At 72.5% G+C, this 15,227-nt stretch carries 13 protein-coding genes; 6 read left to right on the forward strand and 7 right to left on the reverse strand.

Features of this window, described 5'->3' with window-relative positions:
• Positions 1-349: 349 nt before the first annotated feature.
• From LZ495_RS39960 to LZ495_RS39975, 4 genes are all read left to right on the forward strand, one after another.
• The gene (locus LZ495_RS39960) at positions 350-1,519 is read left to right on the forward strand and encodes a glycerate kinase (RefSeq protein ID WP_235058138.1); all 1,170 of its coding nucleotides are present in this window, start codon (positions 350-352) and stop codon (positions 1,517-1,519) included.
• Positions 1,516-2,853: an allantoinase AllB gene (allB, locus tag LZ495_RS39965; RefSeq protein WP_235058139.1), complete on the forward strand. Its 1,338-nt coding sequence runs from the start codon at positions 1,516-1,518 to the stop codon at positions 2,851-2,853. The genes LZ495_RS39960 and allB overlap by 4 nt, the downstream gene beginning before the upstream one ends.
• A gap of 96 nt (positions 2,854-2,949) precedes the next feature.
• Positions 2,950-4,014, forward strand: coding sequence for an allantoicase (alc, locus tag LZ495_RS39970; RefSeq protein WP_235058140.1), 1,065 nt, complete (start codon positions 2,950-2,952; stop codon positions 4,012-4,014).
• A gap of 176 nt (positions 4,015-4,190) precedes the next feature.
• Positions 4,191-5,651 carry a catalase gene (locus LZ495_RS39975; RefSeq protein ID WP_235058141.1) on the forward strand — a complete coding sequence of 487 codons (1,461 nt, stop codon included), beginning with the start codon at positions 4,191-4,193 and terminating at the stop codon, positions 5,649-5,651.
• A 314-nt stretch (positions 5,652-5,965) separates the two neighbouring features.
• On the opposite strand, the gene LZ495_RS39980 is transcribed toward LZ495_RS39975, so the two are convergent.
• The 4 genes from LZ495_RS39980 to LZ495_RS39995 form a co-directional block, all read right to left on the reverse strand.
• Positions 5,966-6,823, reverse strand: coding sequence for a hypothetical protein (locus LZ495_RS39980; RefSeq protein WP_235058142.1), 858 nt, complete (start codon positions 6,821-6,823; stop codon positions 5,966-5,968).
• Positions 6,807-7,340, reverse strand: a complete 534-nt coding sequence (locus LZ495_RS39985) for an RNA polymerase sigma factor (RefSeq protein WP_235058143.1) — start codon at positions 7,338-7,340, stop codon at positions 6,807-6,809. The genes LZ495_RS39980 and LZ495_RS39985 overlap by 17 nt, the downstream gene beginning before the upstream one ends.
• Positions 7,341-7,450: 110 nt before the next feature.
• Complete coding sequence (locus tag LZ495_RS39990; RefSeq protein ID WP_235058144.1) at positions 7,451-8,074, reverse strand: FMN-binding negative transcriptional regulator; 624 nt, start codon at positions 8,072-8,074, stop codon at positions 7,451-7,453.
• 121 nt (positions 8,075-8,195) lie between these two features.
• A complete protein-coding gene (locus tag LZ495_RS39995) occupies positions 8,196-9,236 on the reverse strand; it encodes a PadR family transcriptional regulator (RefSeq protein ID WP_235058145.1) in 1,041 nt (346 codons plus the stop codon).
• A gap of 161 nt (positions 9,237-9,397) precedes the next feature.
• Here LZ495_RS39995 and LZ495_RS40000 point away from each other — a divergent pair, with 161 nt between their 5' ends.
• Positions 9,398-10,624: an RNA-guided endonuclease InsQ/TnpB family protein gene (locus tag LZ495_RS40000; RefSeq protein ID WP_235058146.1), complete on the forward strand. Its 1,227-nt coding sequence runs from the start codon at positions 9,398-9,400 to the stop codon at positions 10,622-10,624.
• Between the two features lie 41 nt (positions 10,625-10,665).
• Here LZ495_RS40000 and LZ495_RS40005 read toward each other — a convergent pair whose 3' ends face one another.
• Entirely contained in the window at positions 10,666-11,487 is an 822-nt protein-coding gene (locus LZ495_RS40005; RefSeq protein ID WP_235058147.1) for a DUF4097 family beta strand repeat-containing protein, read from the reverse strand.
• Positions 11,488-11,752: 265 nt separating this feature from the next.
• On the opposite strand from LZ495_RS40005, the gene LZ495_RS40010 reads away from it, so the two are divergent.
• Positions 11,753-12,616, forward strand: coding sequence for a DUF4184 family protein (locus LZ495_RS40010; protein WP_235058148.1), 864 nt, complete (start codon positions 11,753-11,755; stop codon positions 12,614-12,616).
• Positions 12,617-12,683: 67 nt separating this feature from the next.
• Here the strand turns inward: LZ495_RS40010 and LZ495_RS40015 are convergent, their stop codons facing one another.
• Both LZ495_RS40015 and LZ495_RS40020 read right to left on the reverse strand, forming a co-directional pair.
• Entirely contained in the window at positions 12,684-13,883 is a 1,200-nt protein-coding gene (locus tag LZ495_RS40015; protein WP_235058149.1) for a hypothetical protein, read from the reverse strand.
• An 86-nt stretch (positions 13,884-13,969) separates the two neighbouring features.
• Positions 13,970-15,160, reverse strand: a complete 1,191-nt coding sequence (locus LZ495_RS40020) for a hypothetical protein (protein WP_235058150.1) — start codon at positions 15,158-15,160, stop codon at positions 13,970-13,972.
• Between the last annotated feature and the right edge of the window lie 67 nt (positions 15,161-15,227).

The following is a 15,227-nucleotide window of genomic DNA, read 5'->3' on the forward strand; positions in this document are numbered from 1 at the left end:
AAGGCTGATCAGGCAAGCCCGCCCGTACCGCCGGCTCCGCCCCCGCGGAGCCGGCCACGGACCGGCGGGGTCCGGTGCCGACCCGGACCGTCTTCCCACAGGACCCCGCTCGGGGGTGTCCTCCGGCCACCGACCTGTCGGCCGGGGGACGCCCCCTCCCACCAAGCCCCACCCGGCGGCGCCAGTTCCGGTGTCGCGGCCGCGCCGCCGGGTGGAATCAAGTCCCCTGACCCACCCGCTTTGGACAAACCAACGTGTCGCGGCGGCCCTCCCGGTCGTGCGATCCGACAATTCCGGGTAGGTCCGGGATCCGAATAGCGTCTGCGACGTCCGGAAAGGAGCGAGCCTCGTGTCACCCGTGAAGATCGTCGTCGCCCCCGACAAGTTCAAGGGCACGCTCACCGCGGCCCAGGCCGCCGGACACCTCGCGGACGGCATCCTGCGGGTGCTGCCCGCCGCCGACGTACGCCGCCTGCCGGTGGCCGACGGCGGCGACGGCACCGTGGACGCCGCGGTCGCCGCCGGGTTCCGCCGCGTGCGCACCCGGGTGGCCGGTCCGACCGGGCACGCCGTGGACGCGTCCTTCGCGATCCGCGGGACCACCGCCGTGGTGGAACTCGCGGAGGCCGCCGGGCTCGTCCTGCTTCCCGCCGGCACTCCGGCGCCGCTGACCGCCAGCAGCTACGGCGTCGGACAACTGATCACCGAGGCGGTGCGCGTGGGGGCGCGTCGCATCGTCCTCGGTCTCGGCGGGAGCGCCTGCACCGACGGCGGAGCCGGAATGGTGCAGGCCCTCGGCGGGCGGCTGCTCGATGCCGACGGCGTCGAGCTGCCGCCCGGCGGGGCCGCGCTGCGCGGCCTGGCCCGCATCGAGGCCGCCGACCTGCAGCGCCGCTACGCGGACCTGGACGTGGTCATCGCGTCCGATGTGGACAACCCCCTGCTCGGCAGCAACGGAGCCGCCGCGGTCTACGGGCCGCAGAAGGGCGCCGGCCCCGAGGACGTACCGGTCCTCGAAGCCGGGCTGGCCCGCTGGGCCGAGATCGCCGAACTCGACGTGCACGCGGTGGGGATCGCCGCGCAGCCCGGGGCCGGCGCGGCCGGCGGCGTCGGCTTCGGCGCCCTGGCCTTCCTCGGCGCGACGCTGCGGCCCGGCATCGAGCTGCTGCTCGACCTGCTCGGCTTCGCGGCCGTGCTGGACGGCGCGGACCTGGTGGTCACCGGCGAAGGCCGACTCGACCGGCAGACCCTGCACGGCAAGGCCCCGGCCGGGGTCGCCGCCGCGGCCCGCGGGGCCGGCGTGCCGGTGGTCGCGGTCGCCGGGCGCGTGGAACTGGCGCCGGCCGAGCTCGAGGCGGCCGGCATCGTCAAGGCGTACGCTCTGGCCGACCTCGCGCCGGACGGCACCGACCCGATGGCCGCCGCCGGGGACCTCGCCGAAGAAGCCGGCGTCGTCCTCGCGAAAGACCTGTCCGCAGTAACGGGTTCGCCCGCAGTGAAGACGGAGGACGCCCCGTGACCCCCACCCCCTCGCGGGTCCTGCGCTCCCGCCGCGTCGTCACCCCGGCCGGCGAGGTCGCCGCCGACGTGGTGATCGCCGGCGGCCGCATCACCGACGTCGCGCCGTACGGTTCGGCGACCGGCCCGCAGGTCGAGGACCTGGGCGAACTGGCGCTGCTGCCCGGCCTGGTGGACACCCACGTGCACGTCAACGAGCCGGGCCGCACGGCCTGGGAGGGCTTCTCCAGCGCCACCCGGGCGGCCGCCGCCGGCGGTGTGACCACGCTGATCGACATGCCGCTCAACTCCATCCCGCCGACCACCACGGTCAGCGCGCTGTACGCCAAGCAGGACGCCGCGCGCGGCCGCGTGCACGTGGACGTGGGCTTCTGGGGCGGATCCGTCCCCGGCAACCTCAACGACCTCGAACCGCTGTACCGGGCCGGAGTGTTCGGCTTCAAGAGCTTCCTCTCGCCGTCCGGCGTCGACGAGTTCCCGCACCTGACCCGCGACCAGCTCGACGAGTCCCTCGCGGAACTGGCCCGCATCGACGCGCCGGCCATCATCCACGCCGAGGCCCCCGAGATCCTCGACGCCGCCCCGCAGCGGGCCGGCCGCGACTACGCCGACTTCCTGGCCTCCCGCCCGGACGCCGCCGAGGCCGTCGCGGTCGCCGGGCTCCTGGACGCGGCCCGCACCACCGGCGCCCGCGTGCACGTCCTGCACGTGTCCTCCGCCGAGGTGATGCCGCTGCTGGCCAAGGCCCGGGCGGACGGCGTACGCGTCACCGCGGAGACCTGCCCGCACTACCTCACGCTGGCCGCCGAGCAGGTACCGGACGGCGACACCGCCTTCAAGTGCTGCCCGCCGATCCGCTCCGAGGTCAACCGCGACCTGCTCTGGCAGGGCCTGGCGGACGGCGAGTTCGTCGCCGTCGTGTCCGACCACTCGCCGTGCACCGCGGACCTCAAGCGCCTGGAAGAAGGCGACTTCGCCCTCGCCTGGGGCGGCATCGCCTCGCTGCAGCTCGGCCTGCCGGCCATCTGGACCGAGGCGCGCCGCCGCGGCCACACCCTCGCCGACGTGGTCGGCTGGATGGCCACCGGCCCGGCCCGCTTCGCCGGACTGCGCCGCAAGGGCGTCATCGCCCCCGGCCGGGACGCCGACCTGGTCGCCTTCGACCCGGATGCCGCGTTCACCGTCGACCCCGGCGTGCTGCACCACCGCAACCCGGTCACCCCCTACACCGGGCGCGAGCTCAGCGGCGTGGTGCGCACCACGTGGCTGCGCGGCGAACCGGTCGACATCGACGGCACCCCGCGCGGTGAACTGCTGGAGCGCGAGACCTCATGATCTCCACCGCCCAGCGCCGCCGCCGCGGCCACGCGCCCCCGCCGCTCCCCGGTTTCTGACCTCGCCGAACGCCCCCGCACGAGACCGGAGTCCCGCATGTCTTCCTCGTCTTCCGCCGTACCCGCAGACTTCACCGAACTGGCCAACCTCGCCGGCCGCGCGCTCGGCGCCGGCGTGGTGGCCGCCAACGACGAGTGGTTCGCCGACAAGGAGAACCTCCTCGTCGACGCCACGCCCGTCTTCCAGCCGCACACCTTCGGGCCCAAGGGCCAGATCATGGACGGCTGGGAGACCCGCCGCCGCCGCGGCGAGAGCGCCGAGGCGCCGCACCCGCACGCCGACGACCACGACTGGGCCGTGATCCGGCTCGGCGCGGCCGGCGTCGTGCACGGCGTGGTCGTCGACACCGCGCACTTCACCGGCAACTACCCGCCGTATGCCTCGGTCGAGGCCGCCTACGTCCCCGGCCACCCGGCCCTGGACGAGGTGCTCGGCGCGGACGTCGAGTGGACCGAGATCGTGCCGCGCTCGCCGCTCAAGGGCGACACCGCGCACCGCTTCGAGGTGGCCGCCGGACGCCGGTTCAGCCACGTGCGGCTCAACATCTTCCCGGACGGCGGCGTGGCCCGGCTGCGCGTGCACGGCGAGGTCGTCCCGGATGCCGACTATCTCGACGGCCTCACCGTGGACGTGCTCGCCGCGGACCTCGGCGGCGTCGCCGAGGCGGCCAGCGACCGCTACTTCTCCTCCCCGCACAACATGAACGCCCCCGGGCGCTCGCGGGTCATGGGCGAGGGCTGGGAGACCCGGCGGCGCCGCGACGACGGCCACGACTGGGTGCGCTTCAAGCTCGCCGGCCCCGCGGACCTGTCCGCGGTCGAGATCGACACCGACCACTACAAGGGCAACGCCCCCGGCTGGATCCGCCTCGTCGCCACCGACGGCGACCCGGCGGACGAGGCCGGCTGGTGGGAGGTGCTGCCCCGGACGCGCGTGCAGCCGGACACCCGGCACAAGTTCCGCGTCGCGCCCGAGCGCCCGGCCCGCCACGTGCGCATCGAGGTCTACCCGGACGGCGGCGTCGCCCGGCTCCGCCTCCTCGGCCGGGTGACCGCCGACGGCATCGCCGAACTCCGGCAGCGCACCGCCGACTCGGTCTGATCCCGGCCGGCACCGGACCTCCCGTTCCGCAAGACCGGGCGGCGGGCCTACCCGTGCCCCGGCAGGCCTTTCGCGGCCCGCCGCCCCTGTTCCACCCGACCCCGCAGTACGCGCGGGGAGCACCCGCGACCAGCGATCCGCGAGAAGCGCGAGAACCGATAGGGAGTCAGCACCCCATGACCGACCAGATATTGACGACCGAGTCGGGCGCCCCCGTCGCGGACAACCAGAACTCCGCGCAGGCCGGCATCGGCGGTCCCGTCCTCATCCAGGACCAGTACCTGCTGGAGAAGCTGGCCCGCTTCAACCGCGAGCGCCTCCCGGAGCGCGTCGTGCACGCGCGCGGCTCCGGCGCGTACGGCTTCTTCGAGGTGACCGACGACGTCACGCCGTTCACCCGCGCGCACTTCCTGGGCGAGGTCGGCCGCAAGACCGAGGTCTTCCTGCGCTTCTCCACGGTGGCCGGCAACCTCGGCGCCTCCGACGCGGTGCGCGACCCGCGCGGCTTCGCGCTGAAGTTCTACACCGAGCAGGGCAACTACGACCTGGTCGGCAACAACACTCCGGTGTTCTTCATCAAGGACCCGCTGAAGTTCCCGGACTTCATCCACTCGCAGAAGCGCGACCCGTTCACCGGCATCACCGAGGCCGAGAACGTCTGGGACTTCTGGTCCTACGCGCCCGAGGCCACCCACCAGGTGACCTGGCTGTTCGGCGACCGCGGCATCCCCGCGTCGTACCGCCACATGAACGGCTACGGCTCGCACACGTACCAGTGGGTCAACGAGGCCGGCGAGGCCTTCTGGGTGAAGTACCACTTCAAGACGAACCAGGGCGTGCGCTCGCTCACCAACGAGCAGGCCGCCGAACTCGCGGGCGGCGACGCCGACTCGCACCAGCGCGACCTGCACCAGGCCATCGAGCGCGGCGTGTTCCCGTCGTGGACCCTGCACGTGCAGATCATGCCTGTGGCCGACGCGCCGAAGTACCGCTTCAACCCGTTCGACCTCACCAAGGTGTGGCCGCACGCGGACTACCCGCTCATCAAGGTCGGGCGCCTGGTGCTCAACCGCAACCCGGAGAACGTCTTCGCCGAGGTCGAGCAGTCCGCGTTCTCGCCGAACAACTTCGTCCCCGGCATCGGCCCGTCGCCCGACAAGATGCTCCAGGGCCGCCTGTTCGCGTACGCCGACGCGCACCGCTACCGCCTGGGCGTGAACCACACCCAGCTCGCGGTCAACGCCCCGCACGCCACCACGGCCAACAACCACGGCCGCGACGGCGCGATGGCGACCAACCCGGGCGGCCGCGCGAAGAACTACGAGCCGAACAGCTTCGGCGGCCCGTACGAGACCGGGCAGCCGCTGCACGCGCCTTCCGCGGTCGTCGGTTTCACCGGCACCCACGAGGCCCCGCAGCACAACAAGGACGACGACTTCTTCCAGGCCGGCGAGCTCTACCGCCTCATGTCCGAGGACGAGAAGTCGCGCCTGATCGCCAACCTGGCCGGATTCATCGGCCAGGTGCAGCGCGACGACATCGTCGAGCGCGTCCTCCCGCACTTCCACGCCGCGGACCCGGACTACGGCCGCCGCCTGGAGGCCGCGGTGCGCGAGATCCGCGAGGCCAACGGCTGATCGGCAGCGCCATAGAGACAGCCGGCCCGGGCAGTTGCCCCCCCGGGCCAGCGCAGACGACCGGGGACCGGCCGGGCCACGAGCGGGGTGGCTCACGAGCCGGGCGGTCCCCGGTACGCAGAACCGCCCGGCGGCGGGGCACGTGACATGTGCCGGTGGTAGGCCCCGCCGTCGGGCGTCGGTACGTGTGCGCAGCGCCCGGAGCCTGACACACAAGCCGCGGGCCCTGGTGCGTTCCTCCGCAGCCAGGGCCCGCATCCATTTCCGGTGGTGCTCCGGTGGCCCGTCGGCCCCTCGTCGGTCCGCCACCGGCTTCAGTCTTGCCAGCCGCCGGTCACGATGCGGTCGTCCCACCGGACGCCGTACTGCTCCAGGTCCGCATCGGTCAGCACGGCGAGTCCGGCGAGCGGGACGGGTTCGGAGGACATGAGCCCCGCCCGATCGGAAGTGTTCATCCAGGCGACCGGATAGCCGGTCACCGGTGGCGAGGTGACCGCGATCAACTGGTAGGCGCCCAGGTCCGCCATGATGGCCCGCCAGTCGACACCCTCGCACGACGTCCACGGGGACGGCTTGATGCGGCGCGAAGTGCCCCCGTGCTCGCGGACGATCATCATCTCCATCATCGGGGTGTAGGCCGCTGCGGCGACGTCCGGCGGATACATGCTGTCCGCCATCCAGGTGCCGCCGATCTTGTCCACGAGCACGCCGTCCCGGACCACCAGCACCTGGGGCAGCTGCGGGCCGGTGAGGCCCACGGCCTTGTCCGGGACGGAGCCGAAGCCGATGACGACTTCCGGTGCGCGGTCGGTACCGCGGGACACGACCCCCTGGATGCCCATCTGCACGTTCGGCGGGATCTTCACCGGTGCCTTCAACGCTGCCTCGACCTTGTCGCCGCAGTGGAGCCCCGGATAGTCGGGGAGCTTGAGCGAGGTCGGAGCGGGCGGCTTGGCCGGGTTGTCCGCATCGCCGCCGAGGACCGTCGGCAGCGCGATTGCGGCCACCACCGCAAGGGCCGCGACGGCGACTCCGCCTCGGACGAGAGCCCTCTTGCGACGCCGCCCCCGCACTTTCTCCGCCAACCCCCGAGGGTCGAGTTCGTACGCTCCGACGTCGTCCGTCATCGCGCTCAACAGGTCGCGGTAGCCGTCGTCATGCCTGGTTGCCATGGAGCACCCCTTCCGCGTCGTCTCCGTACGCCAAGGGACCCAGCAGCAGGGCCAACCGCCTTGTGGCGTCCGACAGATGGCGCTTCACCGCGCCCTCGCTCAGACCCAGCCGGTCGGCGATCGCCGGCACGGTCTGGTCCTCGTAGAAGCGCAGCACCACGCACGCACGCTGCCGCGGCGACAGCGCGCGGATCGCCTTCCGGGTGCTCGCCCCGTCGGGCACCGCGTCCTCCGGCGACGCCAGTTCGGGTGCTGTCGCGAGCCGCGGGACCAGACGCCGCCACCGCTGCTGCCGCCGCCCGCCGTCGATCACCCGGTTCAGCATCGCGGCCCGGACGTAGGCTTCCGCCGCCTCCGGCTCCGCACGACGGCCGCGTCCGCAGAAGACGTGCACGATGGTGTCCTGCACCAGTTCCTCGGCCTCGTGCAGATCACCGGTGAGCAGGTACGCGTACCGCATCAGCGCCGGCCCGCGCGCCCGCGCGAGTTCGGCCAAAGTGCCTTCCCAGTCAGCCACATCGACCTCATTCCCCCTTGGTGTCCTGAAGACGAATCAGGACGCAAAACCGTTGGGGGGCAAGGCTCATGCGCCGACCGCAATCCGGACGGCGGACCGGGGGAGCGGGCTCAGCCCTCCGGGAGGGCCCGCCTCAGCGCTTCGGCCAGCGCCGGATTGTGGTGCGGATCGGCAGCGTTCTCCAGCGCCGCGGACACCCGCCGGACGACCTCGGCAGGCTTGTCCTGGCTGAGCTTGGCCTTGTGGACGACCCGTGTCGGAGCCAGCCGAAAGGACGTCGCTCCCGGCGCGATGCGGTGCGCGTACGCACCGACCGACTCCAGCTTCCACGGCTCCGGCCGGACCGCCTCGAAGTGCGCGACCGTCGCGGCCAGCACCTCGTACGACTCCTCCGGACCGAGCACCTCCGGTGTCCCGTGCAGGTGCAGGACGACGAAGTCCCAGGTCGGGACGTACGGCCCGGCCTCGTACCAGGTCGGTGAGATGTACCCGTTGGCACCCTCGACGACCACCACCGCGGGGTGCTGCCCGAGCTCGTGCAGCTCGGCGTCCCCGCCGGCCAGGTGGCCCAGCAGGGTCAGGTCGTCCCGCGCCGGGTCCAGGAGCACCGGCAGATGCGACACGACCGGCACCCCACCAGGGAGAGCGGTGACCAGCATGGCCCAGGCATGCGCCCGGACGAGCGCCCGCGCGGCCTGGAGGTCGTCCTGCGCATACAGCGGTTGTTCAAGCATCCCGGCATCCTTACCCGCGCCCTCGGCACCCGGAGCCGCGACCCGCCGGACCAGGGCGGAAACGGGCCGCAGCGCCCCTGTTGTGGGTCAGGGGCGCTGCGGGGTCGAGGGAAGGGGGCGGTCAGCGTTCGTCGAAGATGGACTTGAGGTCCGCGGCAGCCCGGACGAGGACGTCGCGGGCGCGGTCGACCTGGCTCGGGGTCAGGCCGGCGTGCCCCGCGGCGGTGTCGATCTCGATCCGGAAGCGGTCGAACAGGCGCTGGATGTGCCGCTCGAACTCGGGCGGGCGGGTACCGCCGTGCGGACCCTTGGGCGGGTCCTGGTGCGCATCACCGGAGTCCTGGCCGCCGGACTCCCGGTCGCCCGGGGCGTCGGGACGGAACGCCGGGCGGGGGCCGCTCTTGGCGCGGGTTCCGGCGGCGGGGCCGCCGTCCTCGTCGTCGACGGGGATGCGCTGCGACTGCGGCTCGTCGGTCTCGCCGGCCCACGGGTCGTCCGGGTCGCGGCCGGTGGTCCGCTCGGGGCCGCCGAAGCGCCGGCGCAGTTCCTCTTCGAGGTGCTGGGTGCGCTGCTCGGTCAGGCCGGCCAGGCCCTGGGCGAGCCCCTCGGCGAGGTCGACCATCTTCTGCGAGAGCGCCGGGCCGAGGCCCTTGGTCCAGGCCGAGAGCGGGTCTTCGCGGTCGGCGGCGCCCCCCTTGCCCGGGGCGCCGGTGTGCGTGGACTTGCCGCCCGCGCTGCGGCCGCGATGCTCCGCACCGCCGCGCCGGGCGTCGTCGCGGACATCGCGGGCCGCCTGGCGCAGTTCGTCGCGCAGGTTGCGTGCCGAGGTGCGGACCTCGTCGCGGATCTCCCGGGCGCGCTCGTAGACCGACTCGCGGATCTCGGCCTCCAGGGCGTCGAGCTCCGGCTGCCGGGCAGCCAGTTCGGCGCGGCCCGCATCGGTGATCCGGTAGACCTTGCGACCGCCCTCGACGGAGTGCGTGACCAGGCCTTCCTGCTCCAGCTTGGCCAGCCGCGGGTAGACGGTGCCGGCGGACGGCGCGTACAGGCCGAGGAACCGGTCCTGGAGGAGCCGGATGATCTCGTAGCCGTGCCGCGGGCTCTCGTCGAGCAGCTTGAGCAGGTACAGCCGAAGCCGGCCATGGCCGAATACCGGTGTCATCGGATGCCTCCGGAGGTGCCCCCGGCTTCAGCCGAGGGATAGAACGGGCCGCCCGTATGCCGGGGCAGGGAAAGGCGCTTCGTCGTCCATGCGAAGTGCTTCGCATGCGACTGCAACGTCACCGTGTATCGGTGTCGGCACTCTGAGTTAGAGTTCCGATCGTGTCCGAGACTTCGGTGAAGCGGTCGTTTCGATACCGCTTCTACCCGACTGGTGCGCAGGCGACCGAACTGCTGCGTACCTTCGGTTGCGTGCGGAAGGTCTACAACCTGGCGCTGGCTGCGCGTGCCGAGGCCTGGTCGGACCGGCGGCAGCGGATCGGCTACTCGCAGACGTCGGCGATGCTGACCGCGTGGAAGCGGACGCCTGAACTCGGCTACCTGACCGAGGTCTCCTGTGTGCCGCAGCAGCAGGCGCTGCGACACCTGGAAACCGCGTTCGGGAACTTCTTTGCCAAGCGGGCGGGCCACCCGCGATACAAGTCGCGGAAGCGGTCTCGGAAGTCCGCGGAGTACACCGTGTCCGGGTTCCGATTCCGCGATGGCAAGTTGACGTTGGCGAAGATGTCCGAGCCGCTGGACGTAGCCTGGTCCAGGCCGCTGCCCGACGGTGCCACAGTGTCGACGGTGACGGTCTCGCAGGACGCGGCGGGCCGTTGGTTCGTCTCGATGCTGTGCGACGACCCATCCGTCGAGCCGCTCCCCGCCGCCGCGCAGGCGGTCGGCATCGACGTGGGTCTGGACAACCTGGTGACGCTGTCCACTGGCGAGCAGGTCGCCAATCCGAGGCATGAACGCAGGGACAGGAACCGGCTTGCCCGGGCGCAGCGCTCGTTGTCCCGTAAGGCAAAAGGAGACGGTGCCAACCGGGCGATCGCCCAGCGCAAGGTGGCTCGGATACATGCGCGATCGGCCGATCGACGGCGTGACTTTCTGCACAAGCTGACCACTCGACTCGTGCGCGACAACCAAACGCTCGTGATCGAGGATCTGGCTGTACGGAACATGCTCAAGAACCGCACGCTCGCTCGATCCATCGCTGACGCTGCATGGTCGGAGCTGCGCAGCATGCTGGAGTACAAAGCAGCCTGGTACGGACGGACGGTGATCGTTGCCGACCGGTTCTTCCCCTCGTCCAAACTGTGTTCCGACTGTGGCGTCGTGCAGGAGAGCATGCCGCTGTGTGTTCGCACCTGGACGTGCAGCTGCGGCGCGAATCATGACCGAGACGTGAACGCAGCCCGCAACATCCTGGCCGCCGGACTGGCGGTTGCAGCCTGTGGAGACTACGTAAGACCCGCGTGGCGCAGTCCACGAGGGCGGTCGTCGGCGAAGCAGGAAGTTGTCCCACCGCAGCGCGCAAGCGCAGCGGCTCAGTCGCGAGACTGAGGGGAATCCCCCTTCGCGAAGGCTTGAGAAGGGGGAGGAAGTCAAGCGCTTACCTTTCCCTCCGGCGCCCGGCGGAGCAATGCCACGTCGCCGGAAACCGAGTGGATCTTCAGGCGGCCTGTCCCGCCGCCCAACGTGCCGACGAGCCGGGAAGTTCCGAAGCCCGATCGGGGGGTGAGGCCGTCGAATGCGGAGCCGACCGTGCCGCCCGACGAGTGGACGTCGACCTCGACGTCGCCGTCGTGCGGCAGCCGGACGGTGAGCGCGCCGGAGACGGTGGACAGGTGCACGTCGTTGCGGCCGAACGCGTCCAGATCCATGACCATGGCGCCGGTGACGGAGTGCGCGCGCACGCGCCCGCCGGTGCCCTCGACCAGGGTCAGGTCGCCCGAGACGGTGGCCACCTGGAAGTCGCCGGCCAGCGACTCGGCCTCGACGGCGCCGGCCACGGTGGCCGCGTCCACGGCGCCGGTCAGGCCGAGCAGGGTGATGCCGCCCGCGACGCTGCGTACCGTGACGTTGCCGTGCATGCCCGAGACGGTCGCGTGCGCGGACATGACCGCCACGTCGATCGTGCAGTCCCAGGGCACCGCGAGGGACAGCGCGCAGCTGCGCCCGGGCACGTCGCGGCTCAGCCAGGTCTTCGGGTTCTTCCAGCTCAGATCCTCGTATCCGGCGTCGAGTTCGCCGGACGCCGGGTCGTGCCGGATCTCCAGCGGCGGTCCGTCGACCGCGCTGACCTCCAGCCGGGCCGGGCCGTCGGTGCCGACGACATCGACGATTCCGGCCACCGCGCGCACGCGTACGACATGGACCGGGTCCAGTTCGAGCACCTGTGGTCCGGTGACGGTCCAACGGGACATGTATCCCCCCTTTTCCCTTCCGGCCGTGCGCGGGCAGGCGCACCATGGCCTGTGGAATGGACGGCGGCCGACGCGCGATACGCGATATATCGTGTGGCCCCGTCATCCACGATATATCGCGTTGACGCGGCGTCAAGGGGTCGGGAACCGGCGTCTGTTCCCGAGAGTCCTACAACCGACGGGATGGCGTCCGCGAACGTGCCGGAACCGCACGCGCGCGCGCTCGCCGTCCCGCCGTCCTGCCGCCGACCCACGGGACCCACGGATGCCCCTCACCCTCAGCCACATCGCGGCCGTGCTCCCCATGCAGTCGGGCACCAGGACCGGACTGGACGGCCGGCGCGGCCCCCTGGTCGCCTCGGCGATGGCGTTCGCGACGATGGCGCCGGACGCGATCTTCTTCTTCCCGCTGGAGTGGCTGCCCTTCGACATGAGCCGCACCGGCACCCATTCCGTGGTGCCGGGCGTGCTGGCCAGTGGGGTCGTGGTGACCGCTGCGTGTGTGGCGGTGTGGCACCTGCTGCTCCTGCGGCCGCTGCTCGCGCTGCTGCCGGACGCGGTACGCGACCGTGTGGCCGATCCGCTGCTGCCCCGGCTGCCCGGCCGGATACGCGCGGCCCGCCGCGAGGGCCGCCCGTGGGCCGGCGAAGTCCTCGGCACTGCGGGATGGTTCGTGGTGTCCGCGTGGATCGGCGGGCTGACCCACGTGTTCTGGGACGCCTGGGGCCACTACAACGACCCCGGGGTGGCCGACGTCGCGCCCTGGCTGCGCGACGAAGGCCTTTTCGGGCGCCCGTGGTTCGTGCTCGTCCAGCACACCGGCACCGCGGTCGGCCTGATCGGCCTCGCATGGTGGGGGATGCGCCAGTACCGGCGGCTGCCGATCCTGCCCCCGGTCCCGGGCACCCACCTGGCAGTGCCGTGGCGCATCGCCGTGGTCGGACTGCTGGCGCTGGCCGGGCTCGTCGGTGCCGTCGACGAGACCCGGCCGTACGCGGGCGGGTCCTTCGAGGAGATCGGGTACTACTTCGCGACGGGCTTCGGCCGCGCCCTCGGATTCGCGCTCCTGGCCTACGGCGCGAGCCGCATGCTGTATTCGAGCATCGCCGCACGCTCCCGGGCGACGTAGCCCCCGAGGGGTTCAGAGGCAGTTCAGAGCCGGTCCCGGCGCCGCCGGGAAGCAGTGCGGAGGCGGCTCAGCGGACGAGCCGCATACTGAACTCGACCGTGGTCGGCTCGAAGGGCCGCTCGGGGTCGTCGATGCGGATGGCCGCGGCGCTGAGCGTCCCGTCGGCATAGCCGAGCGCGGTCACCCGCGCCAAGGAGGCACCTGTCTGCGGAAGCGGAAGCGTCACCCATGTGCCGCCGTCGTAGCGGACCACGGCCTCGGTGGAGTCGTACTGCACCATCGCAGTGAAGCCGCCCGGTGTCAGTACGGCGTGGTGGAGGTGGCGGGTGCCGGCCGGGAGGGGTACTGCGGTCCAGGTCCTTCCGTCGAAGTGGTAGGCGAGCGGCCGGGACTCCCCGGCTTCCGGGTCGTATTCCCAGCCGAGCGCCCAGACGTCGTCCGCGGCCCGGGCCAGGACCGAGCCGATGAGCGTGGACCGCTTTTCGCCCGTGGAGGGCAGCGGCACCCAGCGCCACGACGTCCCGTCGTAGTGGGCGAGCAGCGGGTGCGGCCCGTCGTTGAAGCCGCCGGCCCACACGTTGTCCGCGGCGACCATGTCGACCGAGACCAGGCCCCAATGGACGCCGGACTCGGCGGGTGGAAGCTGCACCGTGCGCCAGGCGGCGCCGTCCCAGTGAGCGGTGATCGGTTCGTAGGAGAACCCGCCGTCCGGATCGGGGCGTTCGGAGCTGCCGACGGCCCACGCGTCCGCCGCGCCTGCGGCATCGACGTCTTCGAGGCTGCCGCCCGTCGCGCCCGGCACCATCGGGACAGTGCCGATGCGCCAGCCGTCGCCCTGGCCATGGCCGGTGAGGTAGCCCCCGAGCTCGGGGACGTGCCTGCCGACCGCCAGGCCGCGGCCGCTGCCGGTCCCGGTGACGGCTTGGAAGACCGCGAAGTTGTCGGGGACGTCGATCGGGGTCTGCCGCCAGGAGCCGTCGGCACCCTTGGCGAACACCACCGGAACCTGCCCCGGACCATCCACCCGGGACCGGGCGCCCACACCGATCAGGCCGCCCCGCCCGTCCTCGGCCAGGTCGAAGACGTAGCCGCCCTTGGGGCCGATCTCCGTCGTCTGCCAGCCCGCCGAGGCCGCGCCGGTGCCGTAGGCGGACACAGTGAACGGCGCCGCGCGTTCACGGACGGCATCGGCCGCCGGTGCGGGCGACGCCGCGACAAGTGCGGCCGCGGCGGCAAGTGCCGCGGAACTACGGGCCAAGACATGCATGTTCCCCTCCTGGTCTCGGTCCTGGCAACCGGTCGCGGCGGTGCCTCCGGGCATGCCGGGACGCACCGCCGCGGCGCGGTCGCCGGTTACGGGTTCAGCTGCGTGCGGTACTCGACAGTCATCACGTGCTCCGGGGTGTCCGGCCGGCGCGCCGCGACGCTGAGCGTGCCGTCGACGTACTCGAGCGCGGTCGCCTGCGGCGCGGCCGGCCCGGTCTGCGGCAGGACGAGGCGGGTCCAGACGCCGCCCGCGTACCGGATCACGCCGTACGTGCCGCCTTCCCGGGTCGTCGCGGCGAAGCCGCCCGGGGTGAGGGTGAGGTCAGTCAGGCGCTGCACGCCCGCGGGCGTGCTCTGCGGCGACCACGACCGTCCGTCGTAGTGGTACAGCAGCGGCCGCGCCGCACCCGTCTCCGCATCGAACTGCCATCCGGCGGCCCAGACATCGTCCGCGGCCCGGGCTTCCAGGCTGTTGACGAGCAGCCGGGTCCGCTTGTCGTCGTACGGGAGCAGCACCCACTCCCAGCCGGTGCCGTCGTAATGCGCGAGGACCGGCTGCTGCCCGTCGAATGTGGCACCGCTCGCCCACACGTCGTCGGTGGCGATCATCTCGACGTCGGTCAGCTGCACACCGACGGCGATCTCGGGGTCGAGCTGCGGCAGGGGCGCGATGGTCCATGCGCTGCCGTCCCAGTGCTCGGCCACCGGGGCGGTGTCGTACGTCCCGTTCGGCGAGGGGACGTTCGATTCGCCCACGGCCCACGCGTCCGCCGGGCCCAGGGCGTCGATGCTGTTGAGCGACCCGAGTTCGGTACCGGGCGGGGCCGGCGCGGCGCGCAGCTGCTGCCACTTGCCGTCGCCGGTCCCGACCACCAGGTATCCGCCGAGGTCCGCGTCGTACCCGCCGACCGCGAGCGCACGGCCGGGGGACAGCGCCGCGACGCCGACCAGCGACGACCAGTCGCCGCTCGCGGTCGGGAACGCGGTCTGCTGCCACGCGCCTCCGGCGCCGGACCGGCCGAACGCGGTCGGCGCGTCGCCGAACCGGTCCGGTCCGTAGCCCGCACCGAACATGCCGCCGAGGCCGTCGCCGGCCAGGTCGAGGATCATGCCGCCCGGCCGGATCTCGGTCGCCGTCCAGCCGGACGACGCGACCGGGGCGGCGGCCGGGGCAGAGCCGCCGGGGCTTCCGGGGCTGCCGGCGGCGAAAGCCGGCGGCACTGCGGCCAATGCCGCGACCACTGCGAGTGCTGCGGATCTCCGGACCAAGACATGCATGGTGCACTCCCGGGCTGCTCGGGGTCGACCGTACGTTTGGGCAACTGTGCACGCGCGGTCGCCGGAT

It is taken from the genome of Yinghuangia soli (assembly GCF_021502675.1).
Classification (GTDB): domain Bacteria; phylum Actinomycetota; class Actinomycetes; order Streptomycetales; family Streptomycetaceae; genus Yinghuangia; species Yinghuangia soli.